Source organism: Mesorhizobium sp. L2C066B000, assembly GCF_000502335.1.
GTDB lineage: Bacteria > Pseudomonadota > Alphaproteobacteria > Rhizobiales > Rhizobiaceae > Mesorhizobium.
This window is the reverse complement of the sequence record NZ_AYWZ01000001.1, coordinates 227434-245131: the sequence shown is the minus strand read 5'-3', so window position 1 is coordinate 245131 and position 17698 is coordinate 227434. Positions and strand designations below refer to the sequence as shown.

Genomic DNA, 17698 nt, shown 5'->3' with positions numbered 1-17698 from the left:
CATGGCTGGGATCGGCCTGCTGCTGGCAGGCGACACGCTGGAGGATCCGATCACCTTTGTCAGCGAGGCGGATCGGCTGGCGCAACATCTGGTCGATCTCGAACGCATGAGCGGGTGGCCGATAGACCGCATCTTGCCCAATCACGGCTCGCTCGAAGCGATTGAGCGAGGCGGCTACGACAAAGGCCTCATCGCCGCCACGCAAGCCTACGTTCAAAAACTGCTTCGCTGCCGGAATGAGCCTGATCTTGCGAAGCAGGATCTGAAAACCTTCGGCGCCGACATGTTCGCCACGGGCGCGGTCGAGTACTTCGCGCTGTACGAGCCCGTCCACCGGCAAAACGTCGAGGCCGTTCTCGCAACCGGCACCGGTCGCTAAGCAAGGAAAGGCCGCGCCAAAAGCTCGAGGCCAAGCAAGATCAGGAAAATAAGAAACCAGCGCCGGAAGGTCGCCGGGCTGATCCGCTGCCGGAGCAACTGTCCGAGCCACATGCCGAGCAAGGCCGGCGCAACCGCCAGCGACGACATGGCGACATGCCCGACCTGGAACGCGCCGTGCGAGGCAAGGCCGGCAGCGAGCGCGATCGTCGACACGGTGAAGGACAGGCCGAGCGCCTGGATCAGATCGTCACGGCTCAAGCCCAGCGCCTGAATGTAAGGTACAGCGGGGACGACGAACACGCCGGTGCCGCCGGTGACGAGGCCGGTAAGGAAACCGACGATGGGCGACGACCATCGCTCGGCTGACGCGGGAACCGTCAACTGCCGCGCCAGCAGCGTATAGACGGCATAGACGATCAGCGCCGCCCCGAGGCCGGCCGTCGTCCATCTGACATTGTCGCTGGCCAGCAGCCATGAGCCGGCCAGCGTGCCGGCGACGATGCCGACCATCATCAGCCACAGCCGCCTGAGGATCCAGCCGAAGCTCGGGCCGGCAAACAGCTGCCAGATATTGGTGACGAAGGACGGCACGATCAGCAGCGAAGCCGCGGCGACCGGCGGCATGATTGTGCCCAGCAGCCCCATCGCCAACGTCGGCAGTCCCATACCGGTAACGCCCTTGACGATGCCGGCCAGCAGGAAGGTCACCGCAATGGTTGCCGTTAGGGCCAGGGAAAAATCAGCCGAGAGATCAGACATCGCCCTTCATGGGAAGACGGCGCCCGCCGCAAAAGAGCCAGAACTCTTCGGTTGGGGTGACAGAGGCTGCGGCGAAAAAAAGCGGCGCCTCGCGGCGCCGCTTTCGTCTCGGGAGGAGACGCTTTCAACCTTGGGCGTTGTGACGCCGCCGTCTTGATCACGCGGCGTTCTTGGCCTCGATCTGCTTGGCGTTGGCCGAAGAGGCGGTAATCGCGATCTTGCGCGGCTTCAGCTCCTCGGGGATGTTGCGCTTAAGGTCGACGAAAAGCAGGCCGTTCTTCAGGGTGGCGCCGACGACCTCGACATGGTCGGCAAGCTGGAAGCGGCGCTCGAACGAACGCGAGGCAATGCCGCGGTAGAGCAGCTCGGAGCCTTCGCCATTGCCCTCTTCCTTGCGCTCACCCTTGACGGTCAGCACGTTGCGGTGGGCTTCGATCGAAATCTCTTCGTCCGAGAAGCCGGCAACCGCCATCGAGATGCGATAGGCGTCCTCGCCGGTGCGCTCGATGTTGTAGGGCGGATAGGTCTGCGCGCCATCGGGCTGGGCCAGCGAGTCGAGCATGGTGAACAGGCGGTCGAAGCCGACGGTCGAGCGATAGAGCGGGGAAAAATCAACGTGACGCATGAGGTGTTCTCCTGTTGAGCAACATGTTTGCGTGTGGCCGGTGCGAAACCCTGGAAAGGCGTTTCGGGTGGACCAGCAGCCCCGACATCGGCGGCTGCATCCGACATTTGGGGAGCGCAAAAGCGCATTTCAAGGATTTTTGAAGAGCGCCAATCGAGGCGTCGATGAACGGCAGATGAACCGCTGCTTCGGCGCCCGTTCAGCCGGCCGGCGCTAGAGTGCCCCCAGGATAAAGAACCAGGCGGCGCCGGATGAAAGCGCCGCGACGAGGCCGACCGGGTGTAACGTCCCTTCCTCCCGGATCGACAGAGGCCGGAAGCACGCCGCCGCAGGCTGCTTCCGGCCTTGCTTGTCGTTCGTCCGCCCCCCTTGGCGTCCTCCCTTTGCTTTTCATCCATTGGCGTCTATCACCATGCCGACGCCCTGCCGGGTGAGACACCACGAAGACGCAAGCGCCTAATGACGGATCTCTTCCATCCCACGCCAGGCAATCCGCCGCCGCAAAATGTCGCCGGCGGCTTTTTCACCACGCGCGACGGCAAGAAGATCCGCTACGGCCTGTTTGCCGCGATCACCCGGCCGCTGAAAGGCACCGTCGTGCTGCTGCCCGGCCGCAACGAGTGCATCGAGAAGTATTTCGAAACCATCCGCAACCTGATCGACCGCGGCCTCGGCGTCGCCACGCTCGACTGGCGCGGCCAGGGCGATTCCGACCGGCTGATCGCCGATCCGCAACGCGGCTATGTCCGCTCTTTCTACGATTACACCGGCGACCTCGAACAGTTCTTCGAGGATATCGTGCTGCCCGACTGCCGCGGCCCGTATTACATCCTCGCCCATTCGATGGGCGCCGTGATCGCGCTGCTCGCGGCGCCGTCGATGGTCAACCGGGTGCGTCGCATGGTGCTGATTGCGCCTTTCCTGACGGTGCCCGACTCGCCCGTGTCGGCAAAAACCGCGCGCCGCGTCTGCTCGATATTGTGCTTTCTCGGCCTCGGCCGGCTCTACGCCGCCTGGGGTCCGCGTCCCAGGGAAACCCTGCCCTTCGCCCTCAACAAGGTGACATCGGACCCCGGGCGCTATCAGCGCAACACGAAAATCTACGAGCACTATCCGCAACTGGCGCTCGGCGGGCCGACGATCCGCTGGCTGCAGGCGGCAATCAAGGCAGGCGAAGCCATCAGTGAGCCCGACTTCATGGCCAGGATCCAGGTGCCGCTGCTGATGATCGCCGCCGGCGCCGATCAGGTCGTCTCGACCAAGGCCGTGGAAGCCTATGCCAGGCGTCTGCGCCTCGGCTCGCTGCTGATGATCGATGGCTCGAAACACGAGATCCTGCAGGAGGCCGATGTCTATCGCGAGCAGTTGCTCGCCGCCTTCGACGCCTTCATACCCGGCAACGACGACCCAACAGCCTGATGCCGCCGGCGCTGCATGTTGCGGCGCCTTGAGCTTGCGCCTGCTGACAGCCTTCTGTCAGGAGCAGCGCCGGCAGCACCCAAAGAGCTAAAGATTCTGACAGCCGGTGCCGCCCCGGAATGCTCATCTCTCCGCATACTGAACGCCAAGGGGATGACGTCATGACCGAGAAAACCTGCGCTGCCTGCGATTGCCAGCTGGACGCCAACCCGATCCGCGTCAAGGTCGGCGGCAAGACCGTCGAGGTCTGCTGCGAGGAATGCGCGATTGCGCTGAACGAAGCCGGCGCCTCAGTGGCCGGCGCATCAGTGGCCGGCAACGGGGAAGCCTGAGCGATGCGCCCCGATCATGCAGCGGCGGCGCAATGCCTCGCACATCAGCCGACAACTCAAACCGCGACGTTCCGGCGGTCCTTGCGGACACAAGGCATCGCGGCGGCCAACTGGATCGGCCGTCAACTGGAAAGGCGCCGAAGCCGCCTTGCCTTGCTCGAAATGACCGACGAACAGCTCAAGGACATCGGCCTGTCGCGCAGCGACGCTCACTGCGAATACATGCGCCGTTTGTGGGACTGAGCCATGGCCGTTACGAAGGGCCCGACAGGTGAAGTCTCCTGACAGGTTTGGACAAGCCAATCGCCTAATGTGCCGGAGCAGCTTTCGGCGCAAGGGTAGAATGCAACGGCCATGTCTCAGCTCACCATGTCGCAGTTCACGGTACAGACGCTTCTGGACACCGGCACCGTCAGGGTGAGGGATGTCCTCTGCAGCGGCGAATGCCGGCACAAGAGCGAAGAAGAGTGCACCGCTGCCACGCATCTTGTGTTTCCCTATCGCGGCGTCTTCGTGCGCCATGTCGGCCGCAACGATGCGGTCGCCGAAGCCAACCAGTTGTTGTTCTTCAACAACGCCGAAGGCTACCGGATCAGCCATCCCGTCGAGGGTGGCGATTCCTGCCTCGATCTCGTTATCGAGGAGGCGCAACTGCAGGAGTTGACGCCGAAGGAGCAGTTGCGCTCGGGCAGCGCCGTGGCGTTTCGTCGTCAGCGCCGCCGCATCGACCCGCGGGCTCAGGCGCTGGTGGCGGTGCTGCGCCACAGCCTGAGCCGCAACATTGCCGAAACGCTGGAGGCCGAAACCCTGGCGCTGACGCTGGTGCGGCGCTCCCTCGGCGAGCGCACCTCGCATGCCGCCGGCGCCAGCGCTGGCCGGCAGAAGCTGGTCGATCGCGCCAAGCTCGTCCTGTCCTCGGATCTTTCGCGGCGCTGGACGCTGGCCGAGATCGCCGCTGAAGTCGGGGTATCACCGGTTTATCTCACGCAGGTTTTCCAGCAGGTCGAGGCGATGCCGCTCTATCGCTACCATCTGCGCCTGCGGCTGGCGCGCGCGCTCGACCTGCTTGGCCGCTACGACAATCTGACCACGCTCGGCCTGGACCTCGGCTTCTCCAGCCACAGCCATTTCAGCTCAGCGTTCAGGCAGGTCTACGGGCGAACGCCGGCGGAATTCCAGCGCTCGATCAAGCCGCGCTGATCGGGTCGACTATCAGCCCCGCAGGGCTGCCATTGCAGCCGCATGAAGCTCCGGCGTTGCGGCGGCCAGGATGTCGCCGCCCTTTTCCGCCGGACCGCCCTCGAATGTGGTGACGACGCCGCCGGCCTTTTCGATGATCGGGATCAGCGCCACGATGTCGTAGGGTTTCAATCCGGGATCGGCGACGATGTCGACGCTGCCGGACGCGATCATGGCAAAGGCGTAGCAATCGGCTCCGTAGCGGGCGAGCTGGATCTGTTTCTCGAACGCGTCGTAGCGGGTGCGCGCCTCGCCCTTGAAAAGCGCCGGCGTGGTGGTGAACAAGGTCGCCTCGTCAAGCTTCGTCCTCTTGCGGGTCGACAGCTTCCGCGGCCCATCGGGGCCTTCGTAGTGGGAGCCGGAAGCGTTGGCGTAGAACAGCTCGCCGGTGAACGGCTGCGCCATCATGCCGGCGACGGCGTCACCGTCGACCGTCAATCCGACCAGCGTTCCCCACACCGGCAAGCCTGAGATGAAGGCGCGGGTACCATCGATCGGATCGATCACCCAGACATGCCTTGAGGAGATGTTTTCGCTGCCATGTTCTTCGCCAAGGATACCGTGATCGGGATACTCAGCCGAGATCAGCGCCCGAATGGCGCGCTCGGCCTCGCGGTCGGCCTCGGTGACCGGGTCGAAACTGCCTTTTTCCTTGTTGGCCACCGCGCCCTGTGCGCGGAAACGCGGCAAGGTTTCAGCCGCCGCCGCTTGCGCGATCCGGCGCATGAAATCGATGCTGATGTCCACGTGATTCTCCCGCATTACAGAGTGCCAACCCGGTCTGCCGGCACTTTCCCGCCAAAACAAGCCGGTTTATCGATTTATCAGAGACATCAGCGTTGCCGAAATGTCACACATCGGGACCATCGAAACGCATTTCCACATCAGAGTGAATTAAAAAAGCGTGGGATCGATTGACATTTGTGCATCGCACAATAAATTTGTTCTCGGACAGGTTTTCCTGTCCATGCCCTCCTTGGGCGTTTCCTCCCTAGACTTCGACCGTGTCGTGCAAACGATGCGGTCTTTTTTTACGCTGCGGGATGGCCAGCGCGGGATTGCATGAACAGCCGCCGCTCCGGCGTCATTCGGCGGCCAGCGGCAGGTCGATGAAGTGGTGGTCGGGCATCGCCATCAGGTCGGCCGAAAAGCGCGCCATATCGTCGGCCAGCGCATCGAAGCCGGCCGATTTCTGGAACGTCCGCTCATTCATGTAGAGGCCGCGATTGACCTCGATCTGCAGCGCATGCAGATGGCGCGCCGGCCGGCCGTAATGCTCGGTGATGAAACCGCCTGCATAGGGTTTGTTGTGGGCGACGGTGTAGCCCATGCCGATGAGCAGGCCGATCGCCGTCTCGGTCAGGGCCGCCGTGGCCGAGATGCCGAAACGGTCGCCGACGATGAAATCCGGCCGCAGGCCGCTGTCGCCCACCCTGATGCTCGCCGGCATCGAATGGCAGTCGATCAGCACGGCATAGCCGAACCTGGCATGGGTTCTGGTCAATAGCCGCTTCAGCGTCTCGTGATAGGGTTTGTAGACCGCCTCTATGCGCTGGACGGCCTCCGCCAGCGGCAGACGGCCGGAATAGATGTCGAGCCCCTCGCCCACCAGCTTGGGCACGGTGCCGAGCCCGCCGGCGACACGCGCCGAGCGGATGTTGCAGAAGGACGGCACCGGCTCGGCGAACATGCGCGGGTCGAGTTCCCAGGGTTCGCGGTTGACGTCGAGGTAAGCGCGCGGAAAATTCGCCGCCAGCATCGGCGCGCCCAGCACCACCGCGCTGCCGAACAGCTCGTCGACATAGCAATCCTCGGAGCGGCGGATGGCGTTCCGGTCGAGCCGCGCCATGGCCAGGAAGCGGTCTGGATAATAGCGGCCGCTATGCGGTGAGTTGAAGACGAAGGGAACGCGCTGCTCGGCGCCCGATCGGATTTCGAAGGGTGGAACGACCGAAAAATCTTCGGCTGCCGTCGTCAATTTGAACGAACCCGGAAACAGCAATGCATCATGATGGGAAACTGCCACCTCATCGGCCGCATGTCCAGCATTTCGGCATGTCAGGAACCGCGTCAAATCAGGATTAATGCCGCCAACGTTCACTTGATGTTTACCGTCAGCTCCTCATATACAGGATGGTTAACGGGCTTGCCGGACGGCAGGCTTGGCTGGGGTGATTCGGACGGGACAAGATGGCACGCATTCTGCTGGCGGAAGACGACGACGACATGCGCCGGTTCCTGGTCAAGGCACTGGAGCGGGCCGGCTACCACGTCAGCGATTTCGACAATGGCGCCAGCGCCTACGAGCGGCTGCGCGAAGAACCTTTCTCCCTGCTGCTGACCGATATCGTCATGCCGGAGATGGACGGCATCGAACTCGCCCGCCGCGCCACCGAGATCGATCCCGACCTCAAGGTGATGTTCATCACCGGTTTCGCGGCCGTCGCGCTCAACCCCGATTCCAAGGCGCCGAAAGACGCCAAGGTGCTGTCCAAGCCCTTCCACCTGCGCGATCTCGTCAACGAGGTCGAAAAAATGCTGCAGGCCGCCTGAAGCGCGCACAGTGTGATCTCGCCGCTTCGTCGGCGGCGCGACAAAACGAGCCTTTCTTTCCCTTTTCCGGCTATTGACGCGCTGGACCAAAAATGGTGTATGCGCGGCTTCGGATGGGCGTGTAGCTCAGCGGGAGAGCACTGCATTGACATTGCAGGGGTCACAGGTTCAATCCCTGTCACGCCCACCATCCTTTCGATCACTTGGCCAAGCCCGTTTTTGGCGCACCCCTTCGACAACTTAGCCGGTAAGGCGGCCACCGCTTGTGGCAGCCGCCTCGTTCAAACGCGACGCGCTTTAGACGTGGTGCGGGCTTAGCGTCCTTGAAGGCGCAGGCTCGATGCCGTCCTCCATAAGAATATCCTTCTTGCGAGCGAACGCGACGAAGACGCCTCGTGCTGTCTCGGGTTCCACATCACCAATCAGAGCGGCTTTGCAAGCGCGAATAGCAGCTCTCTGCTCCGGGCTGTTGCCACACCATTCGGATGCGAATTGATAGGCATCTGCGACCGTGTTGAGTTGGCGGGGAAAGCCCAAGCCCACCCACACCCGGACTGGCTTTTCAAAAGGTTTCGATAGCATCATGACCTCCTTTCCTAATGCATGTCACGCAGTGTGCCGCGGGTCTGGGACAACGACATGCATCAAAGCAAAGACTTAAAGCGTGTCGCATGAATCGGTTTCAGCGCGACGCGCTTTAGGCAGTCACTCCTCCGCCTTCGCCACCTCTGCCCATCATCCACGGCATTGTCGTGGATACTTCTTCCTCAAGGATTCTGGCTGCTTTCGCAAAACCGCTGAACGCGTCTCTGGCTGCGGAAAGCGGATAATCGCTATCGAAAGCTCGCTGGCAGGCCCGCAATGCGGTTTGGTGAATGGGGCCGCGCCTGTCCTTCGGCCATTCATAGAGGAACTCCAGAGCGTCCTCGAGACACGTGATTTCCTGAACAAGGTTGTCGCCGCTTTTCACGAAAACGGCGCTGTCAAACATCCGATCGTTCATATGATCCTCCAAATCGAACGAACCATTGAGTTCATGGTTTGCGCGGTCCAGGCCAACTGCGGGCGCGCGACAGATGCGCGCCAGTACGTCCTGCAGTGATCATCTTCGTTTCTCCGCAATCACAGCCTCCCGGCCGAAACCGGGAGGCGGACCCGCAGTTCAAAGTGACAGATCGACAGGATTACGCGGCTTTACGCGCGCGGTCCGTATCTTGCGTGATCTGAGTGGCGGCCGTCGGCGTGTCGCCCACGCCGATGCTAATGCGGCGCGGCTTCAGCTCTTCGGGAATCTCACGGACGATGTCGATCGAGAGGAGGCCATTCTCCAGTTTGGCTGCCTTGATCTTCATGTGGTCGGCAAGCTTGAACGTCTGCCTGAAACTGCGATAGGCGATGCCCTGGTGCAGCAGCTGGCGTCCGCTCTGATCATCAGCTTTCTGGCCTACCACGACCAGTTCGGGTCCATGCTGGGTCAGCTCAACCTCATCCTGGCTGAAGCCCGCGATGGCCNTGCCACGACCAGTTCGGGTCCATGCTGGGTCAGCTCAACCTCATCCTGGCTGAAGCCCGCGATGGCCATCGAGATACGGTAATCGTTCTCGTCGACCTTCTCGATGTTATAGGGCGGCCAGTCTGGACGCGTGCCGCTGTCGAGCATGTCAAAAAGCCGGTCGAAACCGACGGTGGTCCGATAGAGGGTATCAAAGGTTCTCATAGCCACATCCTCCTTGAAGCAACATGGGTACAAGGACGCCGCCCCGTGCGGCGCCGCCATTTTTTGCCGAGCCTTATGGCCTTGGCGGGAATCGAATTAGGAGGCGCCCCAAATGAGTTCAAGAGCATCTCGAATTTTTTTTAGTAGCATCCTTCGCATCGACGGAAAGCGAAATCTGAGTTTCTCCGGGACTTCCCTTCGAACAGTCGAACAGCCCCTTGAAGTACAGATCCGGCGGGAAGTTTTCGCGCGATCTGCGCGACCGCATCGTCTACTGCCCCGCCGTCCCGTTTCGTATTCAAATGCCGGCCAGCAAGGAACCGGGTAGCGGCCTTCCGATCCGTAAATCCACCCTGTCGGGGGACGAAACGTCCCGGCACGTGCCGGGACGTTTCTGGCTCGCGGATCACTGTGGCCGCGGATCGGGCCTGTCGGGCTTGTCATGAGGGGTGTTGTTGCCTTCACGGCACTGTGTGCCGATGCCGCAGCATTTGCCGTTGTAAGTGACACCGGGCTTGGTCTTCTCGCATTCCCTCGGCGGTGCCGTCTGACACCCTGCCAGCACCGAAACCGCGATGGCGGCGAGAAAGACGTTTCTTGAAGTGATAAACATTGACGTTCTCCTTGATGGACCGTGTTTGCTACACACCGCTTGGTCGCGGGCGGCAGCGAAATGGTTCAAGGAAAATTGGAATCAGGCCGCGCCGAGGCGGACATCACCCTTCTCAACATGGTTGAGAAACCACGCATATGTCTGTTCCAATCCACCGCGAAGCGCGTAGCGGGGGCGCCATCCCGTTGCAAACAGCCGCGAAACATCCATCAACTTGCGCGGCGTGCCGTCTGGCTTGGTCGTATCGAAGGCGATATTAGCCTCGACGCCGACGACCGATGCGACGGTCTGGGCAAGCTCGGCAATGGTGACATCCTCTCCCGAGCCGACATTGACGTGGCCGTCGCCGGCATAATTCTTCAACAGCCAGACCAAGGCATCGGCGGCGTCGTCGACATGCAGGAATTCACGCCGCGGCGTGCCCGAGCCCCAGACCTCCAGGCTGCTGCCACCGCTCAGTGCCAGCGCATGCGCCTTGCGCATCAGCGCCGGTACGACATGGCTGCTCTGCAGGTCGAAATTGTCGCCAGGACCGTAAAGGTTGGCCGGCATCGCCGAGATGTAGTCGACGCCATGCTGGCGCCGATAGGCCTGGCACAGTTTGAGCCCGGCGATCTTGGCGATCGCATACCATTCATTGGTGGGTTCGAGCGGACCGGTCAGCAGCGCGTCTTCCCTGATCGGCTGCGGCGCGAGCTTTGGATAGATGCAGGACGAGCCGAGAAACAAAAGCTTGCCGACCTCGCTGCGAAAGGCGCCGTCAATGACATTGCCCTGCATAACCAGGTTTTGCTGCAGGAAATCGACAGGGAACCGGTCATTGGCCAGGATACCGCCGACTTTGGCGGCCGCCATCACCACCGCATCCGGCCTGTGGTCGGCCATCCAGCGCCGCACCCCCGCCTGGTCGAGCAGGTCGAGCTTGTCGCGCGATATGGTGAGTATCTCGCAGTCCTCGCTCGCCAGCCGGCGCACGACGGCCGAACCGACCATGCCACGATGCCCGGCGACGAAGACACGCTTGCCCTTCAGTTCAAATGTCGCGTCCATCGGCCTGCCTCACGCAGAACGGCTGTTCTGCCGCGTGCCGCCGGCCGCGCGTGCCAGATCGGCCTGCACCATTTCCGTCACCAGATCCCTGAAGCCGGTCGTGTGCGACCAGCCGAGTCTTGCCTTGGCCTTGGCGGGGTCACCGAGCAGCAGATCGACCTCGGTCGGCCGGAAATAGCGCGGATCGATACGGACCAGGACAGTGCCCGAACCGGCATCGACACCGACTTCATCGACACCCTCGCCTTGCCAGCGGATGCTGCGTCCGGTCTCGGCAAAAGCCAGTTCGACGAATTCGCGCACGGAATGCGCCTCGCCGGTCGCCAGCACGAAGTCATCGGCTTCGCTGTGCTGCAGAATGCGCCACATGCCCTCTACATAGTCGCGCGCATGGCCCCAGTCACGCTTGGCATCGATGTTGCCGAGATAGAGCGTGTCCTGCAGGCCATGATGAATCGAGGCGACGGCCCGTGTGATCTTGCGAGTGACGAAGGTCTCGCCGCGTGTCGGGCTTTCGTGATTGAACAGGATGCCGTTGGCGGCGAACACGCCGTAAGCCTCGCGGTAATTGACCGTGATCCAGTAGGCGTAAAGCTTGGCCGCGGCATAGGGCGAGCGCGGATGAAAGGGCGTGGTCTCGCTTTGCGGGACCTCGCGCGCCTTGCCATAAAGCTCCGACGTCGAGGCCTGATAGAAGCGCACCGACTTCTCCAGGCGCAGGATGCGGATCGCCTCGAGCAGCCTGAGTGCTCCCAGCGCATCGGCATTGCCGGTGTATTCCGGCGTCTCGAAACTCACCTGGACATGACTCTGGGCGCCGAGATTGTAGATCTCGCCGGGCTGTGTCTCCTGCACCAGGCGAATAAGGTTGGTGGCGTCGGTCAGGTCACCATAATGCAGGAAGAAACGCGCACCGCGCTCGTGCGGATCGACATAGATGTCGTCAACGCGCTCGGTGTTGAACGAGGACGAGCGGCGTTTGACGCCATGGACAATATAGCCCTTCTGCAGAAGCAATTCTGCGAGATAGGCCCCGTCCTGCCCGGTTACACCGGTGATGAGCGCCACTTTTTCCGTCATTGCCGCTCCGTCCGCATCCAATCCCGGCAACCGAATACAGATTTGGCGCGAGAACGCAAATCCCCCATACGGGGGACAGGTTTCAGCCAGCGATTGTGTCGTTCTCAGGCACCTGCAACCGCGCAGAAATGCTTCATCCTGGCCAGCGCAAGCTCGGGATCGGCGAGCAACCCTGCCTGGTCGGCAAGGCGGAAGATGTCGGCATAGTGCAGGATGCCGCGCGCCGACTGCATGCCGCCGACCATGGCGAAATGGTCCTGATGGCCGTTGAGCCAGGCCATGAAGACGATGCCGGCCTTGTAATACTCCGTCGGCGCCTCGAAGATCTTGCGCGACAACGGCACTGTCGGCGCCATCAGCGCGTCAAAGCCGGCGCGGTCGCCGTCAGCCAGTTTCGCGAGCGCCGCACTGGCGACCGGCGCGATGGCGTCGAATATGCCGAGCAAGGCGTGCGAGTGCCGCTTCCCGTCGCCGGCAATCAGTTCGGGATAGTTGAAATCGTCGCCGGTGAACATGACGACGCCTTCCGGCAACCGGTTGCGCAAGGCAATTTCCTTGCCGGCATCGAGCAGGGAAATCTTTATCCCCTCGACCTTGCCGGCATGGCGCTCGATGATGGCGACGACGGTGTCGAGCGCGGCCGCGAAATTGCCGCTGCCCCAATAACCTTTCAGTGCCGGATCGAACATGCCGCCCAGCCAGTGCAGGATGACCTTGCCGGATGCCTGGCTGAGGATGCGATCGTAGACCCTGATATAGTCGTCCGGACCCTTTGCGACCGCTGCCAGCGCCCGGCTGGCCATCATGATCGCCTTGCCGCCCTCGCCTTCAATGAAAGCGAACTGCTGCTCATAGGCGGCGATCACATCTTCGAGTGATCTCGAATTGGCCGGCGCCAGATGATCGGTGCCGGCGCCCGAGGCGAGGTCTGCGCCTTCGACGCTGCGCGCCTCGGCGATCGAGCGGCGGATCAATTCCTGCGCATTCGCCCAGTCGAAACCCATGCCGCGCTGGGAGGTGTCCATCGCCTCGGCGATGCGGAAGCCAAGCCGCCACAAATGATGCCGAAACGCCATCGTCTTGTCCCAGTCGACCGCAGGCTTCGACCAGGGGTCGGTCATCGCGAAAGGGTCGGCGACGACATGGGCCGCGGCATAGGCGATGCGCGGGAAAACCGCACCGATTACGGGCTCGACCGGACTGCCCGCGAGCTTGTAGCTGACGCGGCCGCCATTCTGCGTAGGCAGGGTGATATCCATGGCAACCTCCGTTTTCGGCATCCTGTAAATGGAACGTTCCAATAAATCAAGCACCTTTATGATTCCGGCGATTGAACCGGTCCAACTGCCGAAGAAGGCTAAGAGTCCTTGCTGGGAACCGCATTCATCACCTTTTCGATCTCCGCAAGAATCCTGATTGACTCTCGTTTGGCAGAGTGGTTAGAACGTTCCAATAGATTTGCCCATTTAGGCGGAGGAAACCACCGACATGGCCAGCCGGGCCAAGGCAACGATCCTGGACATCGCCCGCGAGGCTGGTGTGTCCAAATCGACGGTGTCGCTTGTGCTGCAAGGCTCAGGGCTGATCCGGCCTGAAACCGCGGTCAAGGTTCGCAAGGCGATCGAGGATGTCGGCTATGTCTACAACCGCGGCGCCGCCAATCTGCGCAAAGCCCATTCCAACGTCATCGGCATGGTCATCAACGATCTCACCAACCCCTTTTTCGCCGAGCTGGCGGTCGGCATGGAGCGCGTCTTCCAGTCGGCCGGCATAGTGCCCTTCATCGCCAACACGGCGGAGAACCCGGTGCGCCAGGAAGAAGTGCTGAAGTCGCTGATGGAACAGGGCGTCGCAGGCCTGATCGTGTCACCGGCACGCGGCACCACGCCGGGCGCCTTCCGTCGCCTCGAGATGGCGGGCGTGCCGGTCGTCTTCGCCATGCGCCGCCTGCCGGACAGCCGCATCCCGGTGATCGCTCCTGACAACCATCGCGGCGCGTATCTCGCCGCCGCCCATCTGATCGGCAAGGGCCATCGCCGGCTGGCCTTCTTCGGCGGCACCTCCGACCTGGTCGTCTATCAGGAGCGCCTGGGCGGTTTTCGTGAAGCTTGCGAAACATTGGGCATCCCCAGGCGCGACGTGCTTGTCGTCGAAGGCGAGACCAGCCGCAGGAGCGGCATCGCGTGCCTGGAAACCGCCCTTGCCATGGCCGAGCCGCCGACGGCGGCACTGTGCTTCAACGACGCCGTCGCCTTCGGCGTCATGCTGGCGCTGCGCAAGCGCGGGCTGGAGCCCGGCGCGGACTTTGCCGTCGTCGGCTTCGACGACGTGGTCGAAGCCGAGCATTATATGCCGGCGCTGACCAGCGTCTCGGTCGACACACCCGGCCTCGGTGAACGCGCCGCTCACGTCATGCTGAAGATGATCCAGTCGCGCATCACGCATGCCGAGGACCATATCGGCGCCGTCAATCTGGTCGTCAGGGACAGCTGCGGTCCCGATCGCGGCGCCCAGGACACATCAGCAGGAATGGGAGACGCGGCATGAGCGTCAAATGGGGACTGATCGGCGCCAGCACGATCGCCAAACAGTTCATGATCAACGCCATCCGCGCGCAAGAGGGTGGCGAGATCGCGGCGGTGATGAGCTCCAGTCCGCAGCGCGCCAAGACTTATGCCGCGGAACAGAATATTCCGCTTGCCGTCTCGACGCTGGACGACCTGCTCGGCGCCGAAATCGACGCCGTCTACATCTCGACCACCAATGAACTGCATCTCGAACAGGCGCTGGCCGCGATCAAGGCGGGAAAGCATGTTCTGTGCGAAAAGCCGCTGGCGCTGAACAGCGCCGACGCGCGCACCATGGTCGCCGCCGCCAAGGCAGCCGGCGTGGTGCTTGGCACCAACCATCATCTGCGCAATGCCGGCGCCCACCGCGCCATGCGCGACGCCATATCAGCCGGCCGCATCGGCAAGCCGATTGCCGCGCGTGTGTTCCATGCCGTCTATCTGCCGGAGAACCTGCAGGGCTGGCGCATCACCAAACCGGAAGCCGGCGGCGGCGTGGTGCTCGACATCACCGTGCACGATGCCGACACGCTGCGCTTCGTGCTCGGCGACGACCCGATCGAGATTTCGGCCTTCACCCAGTCGGCCGGCATGGCCGGCAGCGGGCTGGAAGACGGCGCCATGTGCATCTGGCGCTTCGGGTCGGGCATCATCGCCCAGTCGCATGAAGGCTTCACAACCAAGTTCGCCGATACCGGCTTTGAGGTGCATGGTTCCGAAGGTTCGCTGATCGCAAAAAATGTGATAACGCAGAAGCCAGTCGGCTCGGTGCTGCTACGCACCGCCAAAGGCGAGGAAGAACTGAGCTTCGACCGAGAAGACCTCTACGCCAGGTCGCTGCGCCAGTTCCATGCCGCCATGCGTGGAGAAGGCCAGCCCTCCGCCACCGGCGAGGACGGCGTCTGGTCCCTGGCGTCGGCCGAAGCAGCGTTGCTGTCCGGGAAATCCGGCAAGGCGGTTGCCATCGAGCCGAAACTCGGGAGCGCCAAGTGAGCAAGCTCGTCTCCGCTCAGCAGGCCGCCAACCTCATCAAGGACGGCATGACCGTGTCGGTCTCGTCGTCGAGCGGGCTCGGCTGCCCGGACGCCGTGCTCGCCGCCATCGGCGGGCGCTTCGACGCGGAAGGCCATCCGAAAAATATCACCACGCTGCACCCTATCGCCGCCGGCGACATGTATGGCATCAAGGGCATCGACCATCTGGCCAAGCCCGGTTTGTTGAAGCGCACGCTCTGCGGCTCCTATCCCTCGGGCCCCTCCTCGTCCGAGCCGCCGCAGATCTGGAAGATGATCGGCGACAATTCGGTCGCCGCCTACAATGTGCCGTCGGGCATCCTGTTCGACATGCACCGCGAGGCCGCCGCCAAGCGGCCGGGCGTGCTGACCAAGGTCGGCCTTGACACTTTTGCCGACCCGCGCCACCAGGGCTGCGCCATGAACGCGGCTGCAAGCGAGCCGATCGTCTCGGTGCAGCAGTTCGACGGCGAGGAATGGCTCTATTTCCGCTCGATCGTGCCCAACATTTCGATCATCCGCGCTACCACCGCCGACGAGCGCGGCAACCTGACCTATGAACATGAGGGCGCCTATCTCGGCGGCCTCGAACAGGCGCTTGCCGCGCGCAACAATGGCGGCATCGTCATTGCGCAGGTCAAGCGCGTCGTCGAGAACGGCACGCTGAAGCCGCATGACGTGCGCGTGCCCGGCGTGCTGGTAGACCACATCGTGGTGGCGCCGGACCAGTTGCAGACGACGCTGACGCCTTACGACCCGGCGATTTCGGGCGAGATCTTCCGCCCGCTGTCAAGCTTTCGCAACGCCGAAATGAACATCCAGAAAGTAATCGCGCGCCGCGTCGCCATGGAGTTGCGCGATGGCATGGCCGTCAATATCGGCTTCGGCATCTCGGCCAATGTGCCGCGTATCCTTCTCGAGGAAGGCCAGCACGGCAAGGTCACCTGGGTGATCGAGCAGGGCGCGGTCGGCGGCGTGCCGCTGCTCGACTTCAAGTTCGGCTGCGCTTCCAACGCCGAGGCGATCATGCCCTCGCCGCACCAGTTCATCTATTTCCAGGCCGGCGGCTTCGATGCCTCGCTGCTCTCCTTCTTGCAGATCGACCGCCATGGCTCCGTCAACGTGTCGAAACTCTCGGCCCGGCCACATGTCACCGCCGGGGCCGGCGGCTTTGTCGACATCACGGCACGGGCGAAAAAGATCGTCTTCTCCGGCTTCTTCAATGCCGGCGCAAAACTGTCGCTCGCCGATGGCGGCATCCGCATCGATGCAGAAGGCAAGGTCAAGAAGGTGGTCAACGAGGTCGAACACATCTCCTTCTCCGGCAAGCGCGCCGTCGCGCAAGGGCAGGACATCACCTACGTCACCGAGCGCTGCGTGATGAAGCTGACGCCGGACGGTCTGATGGTGACGGAACTGGCGCCCGGCATCGACCTCGAGCGCGATGTGTTGGCTCAGTCCGAAACACCGCTCGGCGTCGCCAACGACCTCAAGGTGACACCGGCGGCGCTGTACCAGGATCGGCCGATCGGCCTGTCGCTGAATGGTGGCGCTTCGCTCGGAGGCGCGCATGGCTGAGCGCCTCGTCACCTTCGAGCAGGACGGCGCCATCGGCATCGTCACGCTGCGCCGGCCGGAGAAGTTCAACGCGCTGGACATTCCGATGCTGCGCGCGCTCGAGACAGCGCTCGACGAAGCCGAAATGGCTGAAGGCGTGCGCGTCGTGCTGATCCGCGGCGAAGGCAAAGGCTTTTGCGCCGGCGGCGACGTCGAGGCCTGGGCACAAATGAGCGCTGCCGACTTTCAGGTGCAATGGGTGCGCTACGGCCACCGTGTCTTCGACCGACTGGCGCGGCTGCGGCAGCCGACCATCGCGGTGCTTTCCGGCCATGCGCTGGGTGGCGGGCTGGAGCTGGCGGTCGCCTGCGACTTCCGTGTCGCCGAAACGCAGGTGAAGCTCGGCTTCCCCGAGACATCGATCGGCGTCGTCCCCGGTTGGTCCGGCACGCAGCGCGCCGTGCGCCGCTTTGGGGCCCAGATCGTGCGCCGCATGGCACTCGGCGGCGAGCTCTTTGCCGCCTCCGACGCGCTTGCCCTCGGCGTCGTTGACCGCGTGGTCGAGACCGGCCAGGCGCTGGCAGAGGCCAGGACTTGGGCCGAAAAAATCGCCGGGCGCGGGCCGCTCGCAACCGAAGCCGCCAAGCTGATGATCGCAGTCGCCGAAGGCGAGGAAAGTGCGGCCGCCACCGAGGCGCTCGCCAGCGGCTTCGTTGCGCTGACCGGCGACCTCAAAGCCGGCGTGAGCGCCTTCAAGGCCAAGCAGAGGCCGGCCTTTTCCAGATCTTAGAGA

Annotated in this window: 20 protein-coding genes, 1 tRNA gene and 1 pseudogene; 11 read left to right on the top strand and 11 right to left on the bottom strand. The window is 63.0% G+C overall.

Annotated features, from left to right (window positions below; genetic code table 11):
* Window position 1 precedes the first annotated feature (1 nt).
* On the top strand, window positions 2-379 hold the full coding sequence (locus tag X733_RS1000000171380; RefSeq protein WP_348625849.1) for a hypothetical protein: 378 nt from the start codon (window positions 2-4) through the stop codon (window positions 377-379).
* Here X733_RS1000000171380 and X733_RS164530 read toward each other — a convergent pair.
* Window positions 376-1140: a sulfite exporter TauE/SafE family protein gene (locus X733_RS164530; RefSeq protein WP_023817265.1), complete on the bottom strand. Its 765-nt coding sequence runs from the start codon at window positions 1138-1140 to the stop codon at window positions 376-378. The genes X733_RS1000000171380 and X733_RS164530 overlap by 4 nt on opposite strands.
* A 157-nt stretch (window positions 1141-1297) precedes the next feature.
* Window positions 1298-1765, bottom strand: coding sequence for an Hsp20 family protein (locus X733_RS164535; RefSeq protein WP_023671202.1), 468 nt, complete (start codon window positions 1763-1765; stop codon window positions 1298-1300).
* 459 nt (window positions 1766-2224) lie between these two features.
* Here X733_RS164535 and X733_RS164540 point away from each other — a divergent pair, with 459 nt between their 5' ends.
* The 4 genes from X733_RS164540 (at window position 2225) to X733_RS164550 (ending at window position 4716) form a co-directional block, all read left to right on the top strand.
* The gene (locus X733_RS164540; RefSeq protein WP_023817264.1) at window positions 2225-3184 is read left to right on the top strand and encodes an alpha/beta hydrolase; all 960 of its coding nucleotides are present in this window, start codon (window positions 2225-2227) and stop codon (window positions 3182-3184) included.
* Window positions 3185-3345: 161 nt separating this feature from the next.
* Window positions 3346-3516, top strand: a complete 171-nt coding sequence (locus X733_RS1000000170080) for a hypothetical protein (RefSeq protein ID WP_023683236.1) — start codon at window positions 3346-3348, stop codon at window positions 3514-3516.
* Between the two features lie 3 nt (window positions 3517-3519).
* A complete protein-coding gene (locus X733_RS164545) occupies window positions 3520-3759 on the top strand; it encodes a DUF1127 domain-containing protein (protein ID WP_023686421.1) in 240 nt (79 codons plus the stop codon).
* 126 nt (window positions 3760-3885) lie between these two features.
* A complete protein-coding gene (locus tag X733_RS164550; protein WP_023714041.1) occupies window positions 3886-4716 on the top strand; it encodes an AraC family transcriptional regulator in 831 nt (276 codons plus the stop codon).
* Window positions 4717-4728: 12 nt separating this feature from the next.
* On the opposite strand, the gene hisN is transcribed toward X733_RS164550, so the two are convergent.
* A complete protein-coding gene (gene hisN / locus X733_RS164555) occupies window positions 4729-5502 on the bottom strand; it encodes a histidinol-phosphatase (RefSeq protein ID WP_023817263.1) in 774 nt (257 codons plus the stop codon).
* A 337-nt stretch (window positions 5503-5839) separates the two neighbouring features.
* Window positions 5840-6781 carry an N-formylglutamate amidohydrolase gene (locus X733_RS164560; protein ID WP_023704024.1) on the bottom strand — a complete coding sequence of 314 codons (942 nt, stop codon included), beginning with the start codon at window positions 6779-6781 and terminating at the stop codon, window positions 5840-5842.
* 164 nt (window positions 6782-6945) lie between these two features.
* Here X733_RS164560 and X733_RS164565 point away from each other — a divergent pair, with 164 nt between their 5' ends.
* Window positions 6946-7308 carry a response regulator gene (locus X733_RS164565; protein WP_023671195.1) on the top strand — a complete coding sequence of 121 codons (363 nt, stop codon included), beginning with the start codon at window positions 6946-6948 and terminating at the stop codon, window positions 7306-7308.
* Window positions 7309-7423: 115 nt separating this feature from the next.
* A tRNA-Val gene (locus X733_RS164570) sits at window positions 7424-7498 on the top strand.
* Window positions 7499-7605: 107 nt separating this feature from the next.
* On the opposite strand, the gene X733_RS164575 is transcribed toward X733_RS164570, so the two are convergent.
* The 7 genes and pseudogenes from X733_RS164575 to X733_RS164595 form a co-directional block, all read right to left on the bottom strand.
* The gene (locus tag X733_RS164575) at window positions 7606-7893 is read right to left on the bottom strand and encodes a DUF982 domain-containing protein (protein WP_031197745.1); all 288 of its coding nucleotides are present in this window, start codon (window positions 7891-7893) and stop codon (window positions 7606-7608) included.
* Window positions 7894-8005: 112 nt separating this feature from the next.
* Complete coding sequence (locus X733_RS164580) at window positions 8006-8311, bottom strand: DUF982 domain-containing protein (RefSeq protein WP_023701027.1); 306 nt, start codon at window positions 8309-8311, stop codon at window positions 8006-8008.
* 181 nt (window positions 8312-8492) lie between these two features.
* Window positions 8493-9025, bottom strand: a pseudogene (locus tag X733_RS1000000170555) (Hsp20 family protein).
* 406 nt (window positions 9026-9431) lie between these two features.
* Window positions 9432-9638, bottom strand: coding sequence for a hypothetical protein (locus X733_RS1000000167475; RefSeq protein ID WP_081731494.1), 207 nt, complete (start codon window positions 9636-9638; stop codon window positions 9432-9434).
* A gap of 81 nt (window positions 9639-9719) precedes the next feature.
* Window positions 9720-10688, bottom strand: a complete 969-nt coding sequence (locus tag X733_RS164585; RefSeq protein ID WP_023817261.1) for a GDP-L-fucose synthase — start codon at window positions 10686-10688, stop codon at window positions 9720-9722.
* Between the two features lie 9 nt (window positions 10689-10697).
* Window positions 10698-11768: a GDP-mannose 4,6-dehydratase gene (gmd, locus tag X733_RS164590; protein ID WP_023704027.1), complete on the bottom strand. Its 1071-nt coding sequence runs from the start codon at window positions 11766-11768 to the stop codon at window positions 10698-10700.
* A gap of 104 nt (window positions 11769-11872) precedes the next feature.
* Window positions 11873-13027: a dihydrodipicolinate synthase family protein gene (locus X733_RS164595; RefSeq protein WP_023817260.1), complete on the bottom strand. Its 1155-nt coding sequence runs from the start codon at window positions 13025-13027 to the stop codon at window positions 11873-11875.
* Between the two features lie 229 nt (window positions 13028-13256).
* Between X733_RS164595 and X733_RS164600 the strand changes: the two genes are divergently transcribed.
* Genes X733_RS164600 through X733_RS164615 form a run of 4 tightly spaced genes read left to right on the top strand, consistent with a single transcriptional unit; the run spans window position 13257 to window position 17695 of the window.
* A complete protein-coding gene (locus X733_RS164600; protein WP_023817259.1) occupies window positions 13257-14315 on the top strand; it encodes a LacI family DNA-binding transcriptional regulator in 1059 nt (352 codons plus the stop codon).
* Entirely contained in the window at window positions 14312-15328 is a 1017-nt protein-coding gene (locus X733_RS164605) for a Gfo/Idh/MocA family oxidoreductase (protein ID WP_023817258.1), read from the top strand. The genes X733_RS164600 and X733_RS164605 overlap by 4 nt, the downstream gene beginning before the upstream one ends.
* Window positions 15325-16926, top strand: coding sequence for an acyl CoA:acetate/3-ketoacid CoA transferase (locus X733_RS164610; RefSeq protein WP_023817257.1), 1602 nt, complete (start codon window positions 15325-15327; stop codon window positions 16924-16926). Before X733_RS164605 ends, X733_RS164610 begins: the two co-directional genes overlap by 4 nt.
* Window positions 16919-17695, top strand: a complete 777-nt coding sequence (locus X733_RS164615) for an enoyl-CoA hydratase/isomerase family protein (protein WP_023683222.1) — start codon at window positions 16919-16921, stop codon at window positions 17693-17695. The genes X733_RS164610 and X733_RS164615 overlap by 8 nt, the downstream gene beginning before the upstream one ends.
* Window positions 17696-17698 lie beyond the last annotated feature (3 nt).

What these genes read in the sequence shown, in the direction of transcription:
- X733_RS1000000171380 (WP_348625849.1), top strand. Translation starts at nt 2, where the DNA reads ATGGCTGGGATCGGCCTGCTGCTGGCAGGCGACACGCTGGAGGATCCG.
- X733_RS164530 (WP_023817265.1), bottom strand. Translation starts at nt 1,140, where the DNA reads ATGTCTGATCTCTCGGCTGATTTTTCCCTGGCCCTAACGGCAACCATT.
- X733_RS164535 (WP_023671202.1), bottom strand. Translation starts at nt 1,765, where the DNA reads ATGCGTCACGTTGATTTTTCCCCGCTCTATCGCTCGACCGTCGGCTTC.
- X733_RS164540 (WP_023817264.1), top strand. Translation starts at nt 2,225, where the DNA reads ATGACGGATCTCTTCCATCCCACGCCAGGCAATCCGCCGCCGCAAAAT.
- X733_RS1000000170080 (WP_023683236.1), top strand. Translation starts at nt 3,346, where the DNA reads ATGACCGAGAAAACCTGCGCTGCCTGCGATTGCCAGCTGGACGCCAAC.
- X733_RS164545 (WP_023686421.1), top strand. Translation starts at nt 3,520, where the DNA reads ATGCGCCCCGATCATGCAGCGGCGGCGCAATGCCTCGCACATCAGCCG.
- X733_RS164550 (WP_023714041.1), top strand. Translation starts at nt 3,886, where the DNA reads ATGTCGCAGTTCACGGTACAGACGCTTCTGGACACCGGCACCGTCAGG.
- X733_RS164565 (WP_023671195.1), top strand. Translation starts at nt 6,946, where the DNA reads ATGGCACGCATTCTGCTGGCGGAAGACGACGACGACATGCGCCGGTTC.
- X733_RS164575 (WP_031197745.1), bottom strand. Translation starts at nt 7,893, where the DNA reads ATGATGCTATCGAAACCTTTTGAAAAGCCAGTCCGGGTGTGGGTGGGC.
- X733_RS164580 (WP_023701027.1), bottom strand. Translation starts at nt 8,311, where the DNA reads ATGAACGATCGGATGTTTGACAGCGCCGTTTTCGTGAAAAGCGGCGAC.
- X733_RS1000000167475 (WP_081731494.1), bottom strand. Translation starts at nt 9,638, where the DNA reads ATGTTTATCACTTCAAGAAACGTCTTTCTCGCCGCCATCGCGGTTTCG.
- X733_RS164585 (WP_023817261.1), bottom strand. Translation starts at nt 10,688, where the DNA reads ATGGACGCGACATTTGAACTGAAGGGCAAGCGTGTCTTCGTCGCCGGG.
- gmd (WP_023704027.1), bottom strand. Translation starts at nt 11,768, where the DNA reads ATGACGGAAAAAGTGGCGCTCATCACCGGTGTAACCGGGCAGGACGGG.
- X733_RS164595 (WP_023817260.1), bottom strand. Translation starts at nt 13,027, where the DNA reads ATGGATATCACCCTGCCTACGCAGAATGGCGGCCGCGTCAGCTACAAG.
- X733_RS164600 (WP_023817259.1), top strand. Translation starts at nt 13,257, where the DNA reads ATGGCCAGCCGGGCCAAGGCAACGATCCTGGACATCGCCCGCGAGGCT.
- X733_RS164605 (WP_023817258.1), top strand. Translation starts at nt 14,312, where the DNA reads ATGAGCGTCAAATGGGGACTGATCGGCGCCAGCACGATCGCCAAACAG.
- X733_RS164615 (WP_023683222.1), top strand. Translation starts at nt 16,919, where the DNA reads ATGGCTGAGCGCCTCGTCACCTTCGAGCAGGACGGCGCCATCGGCATC.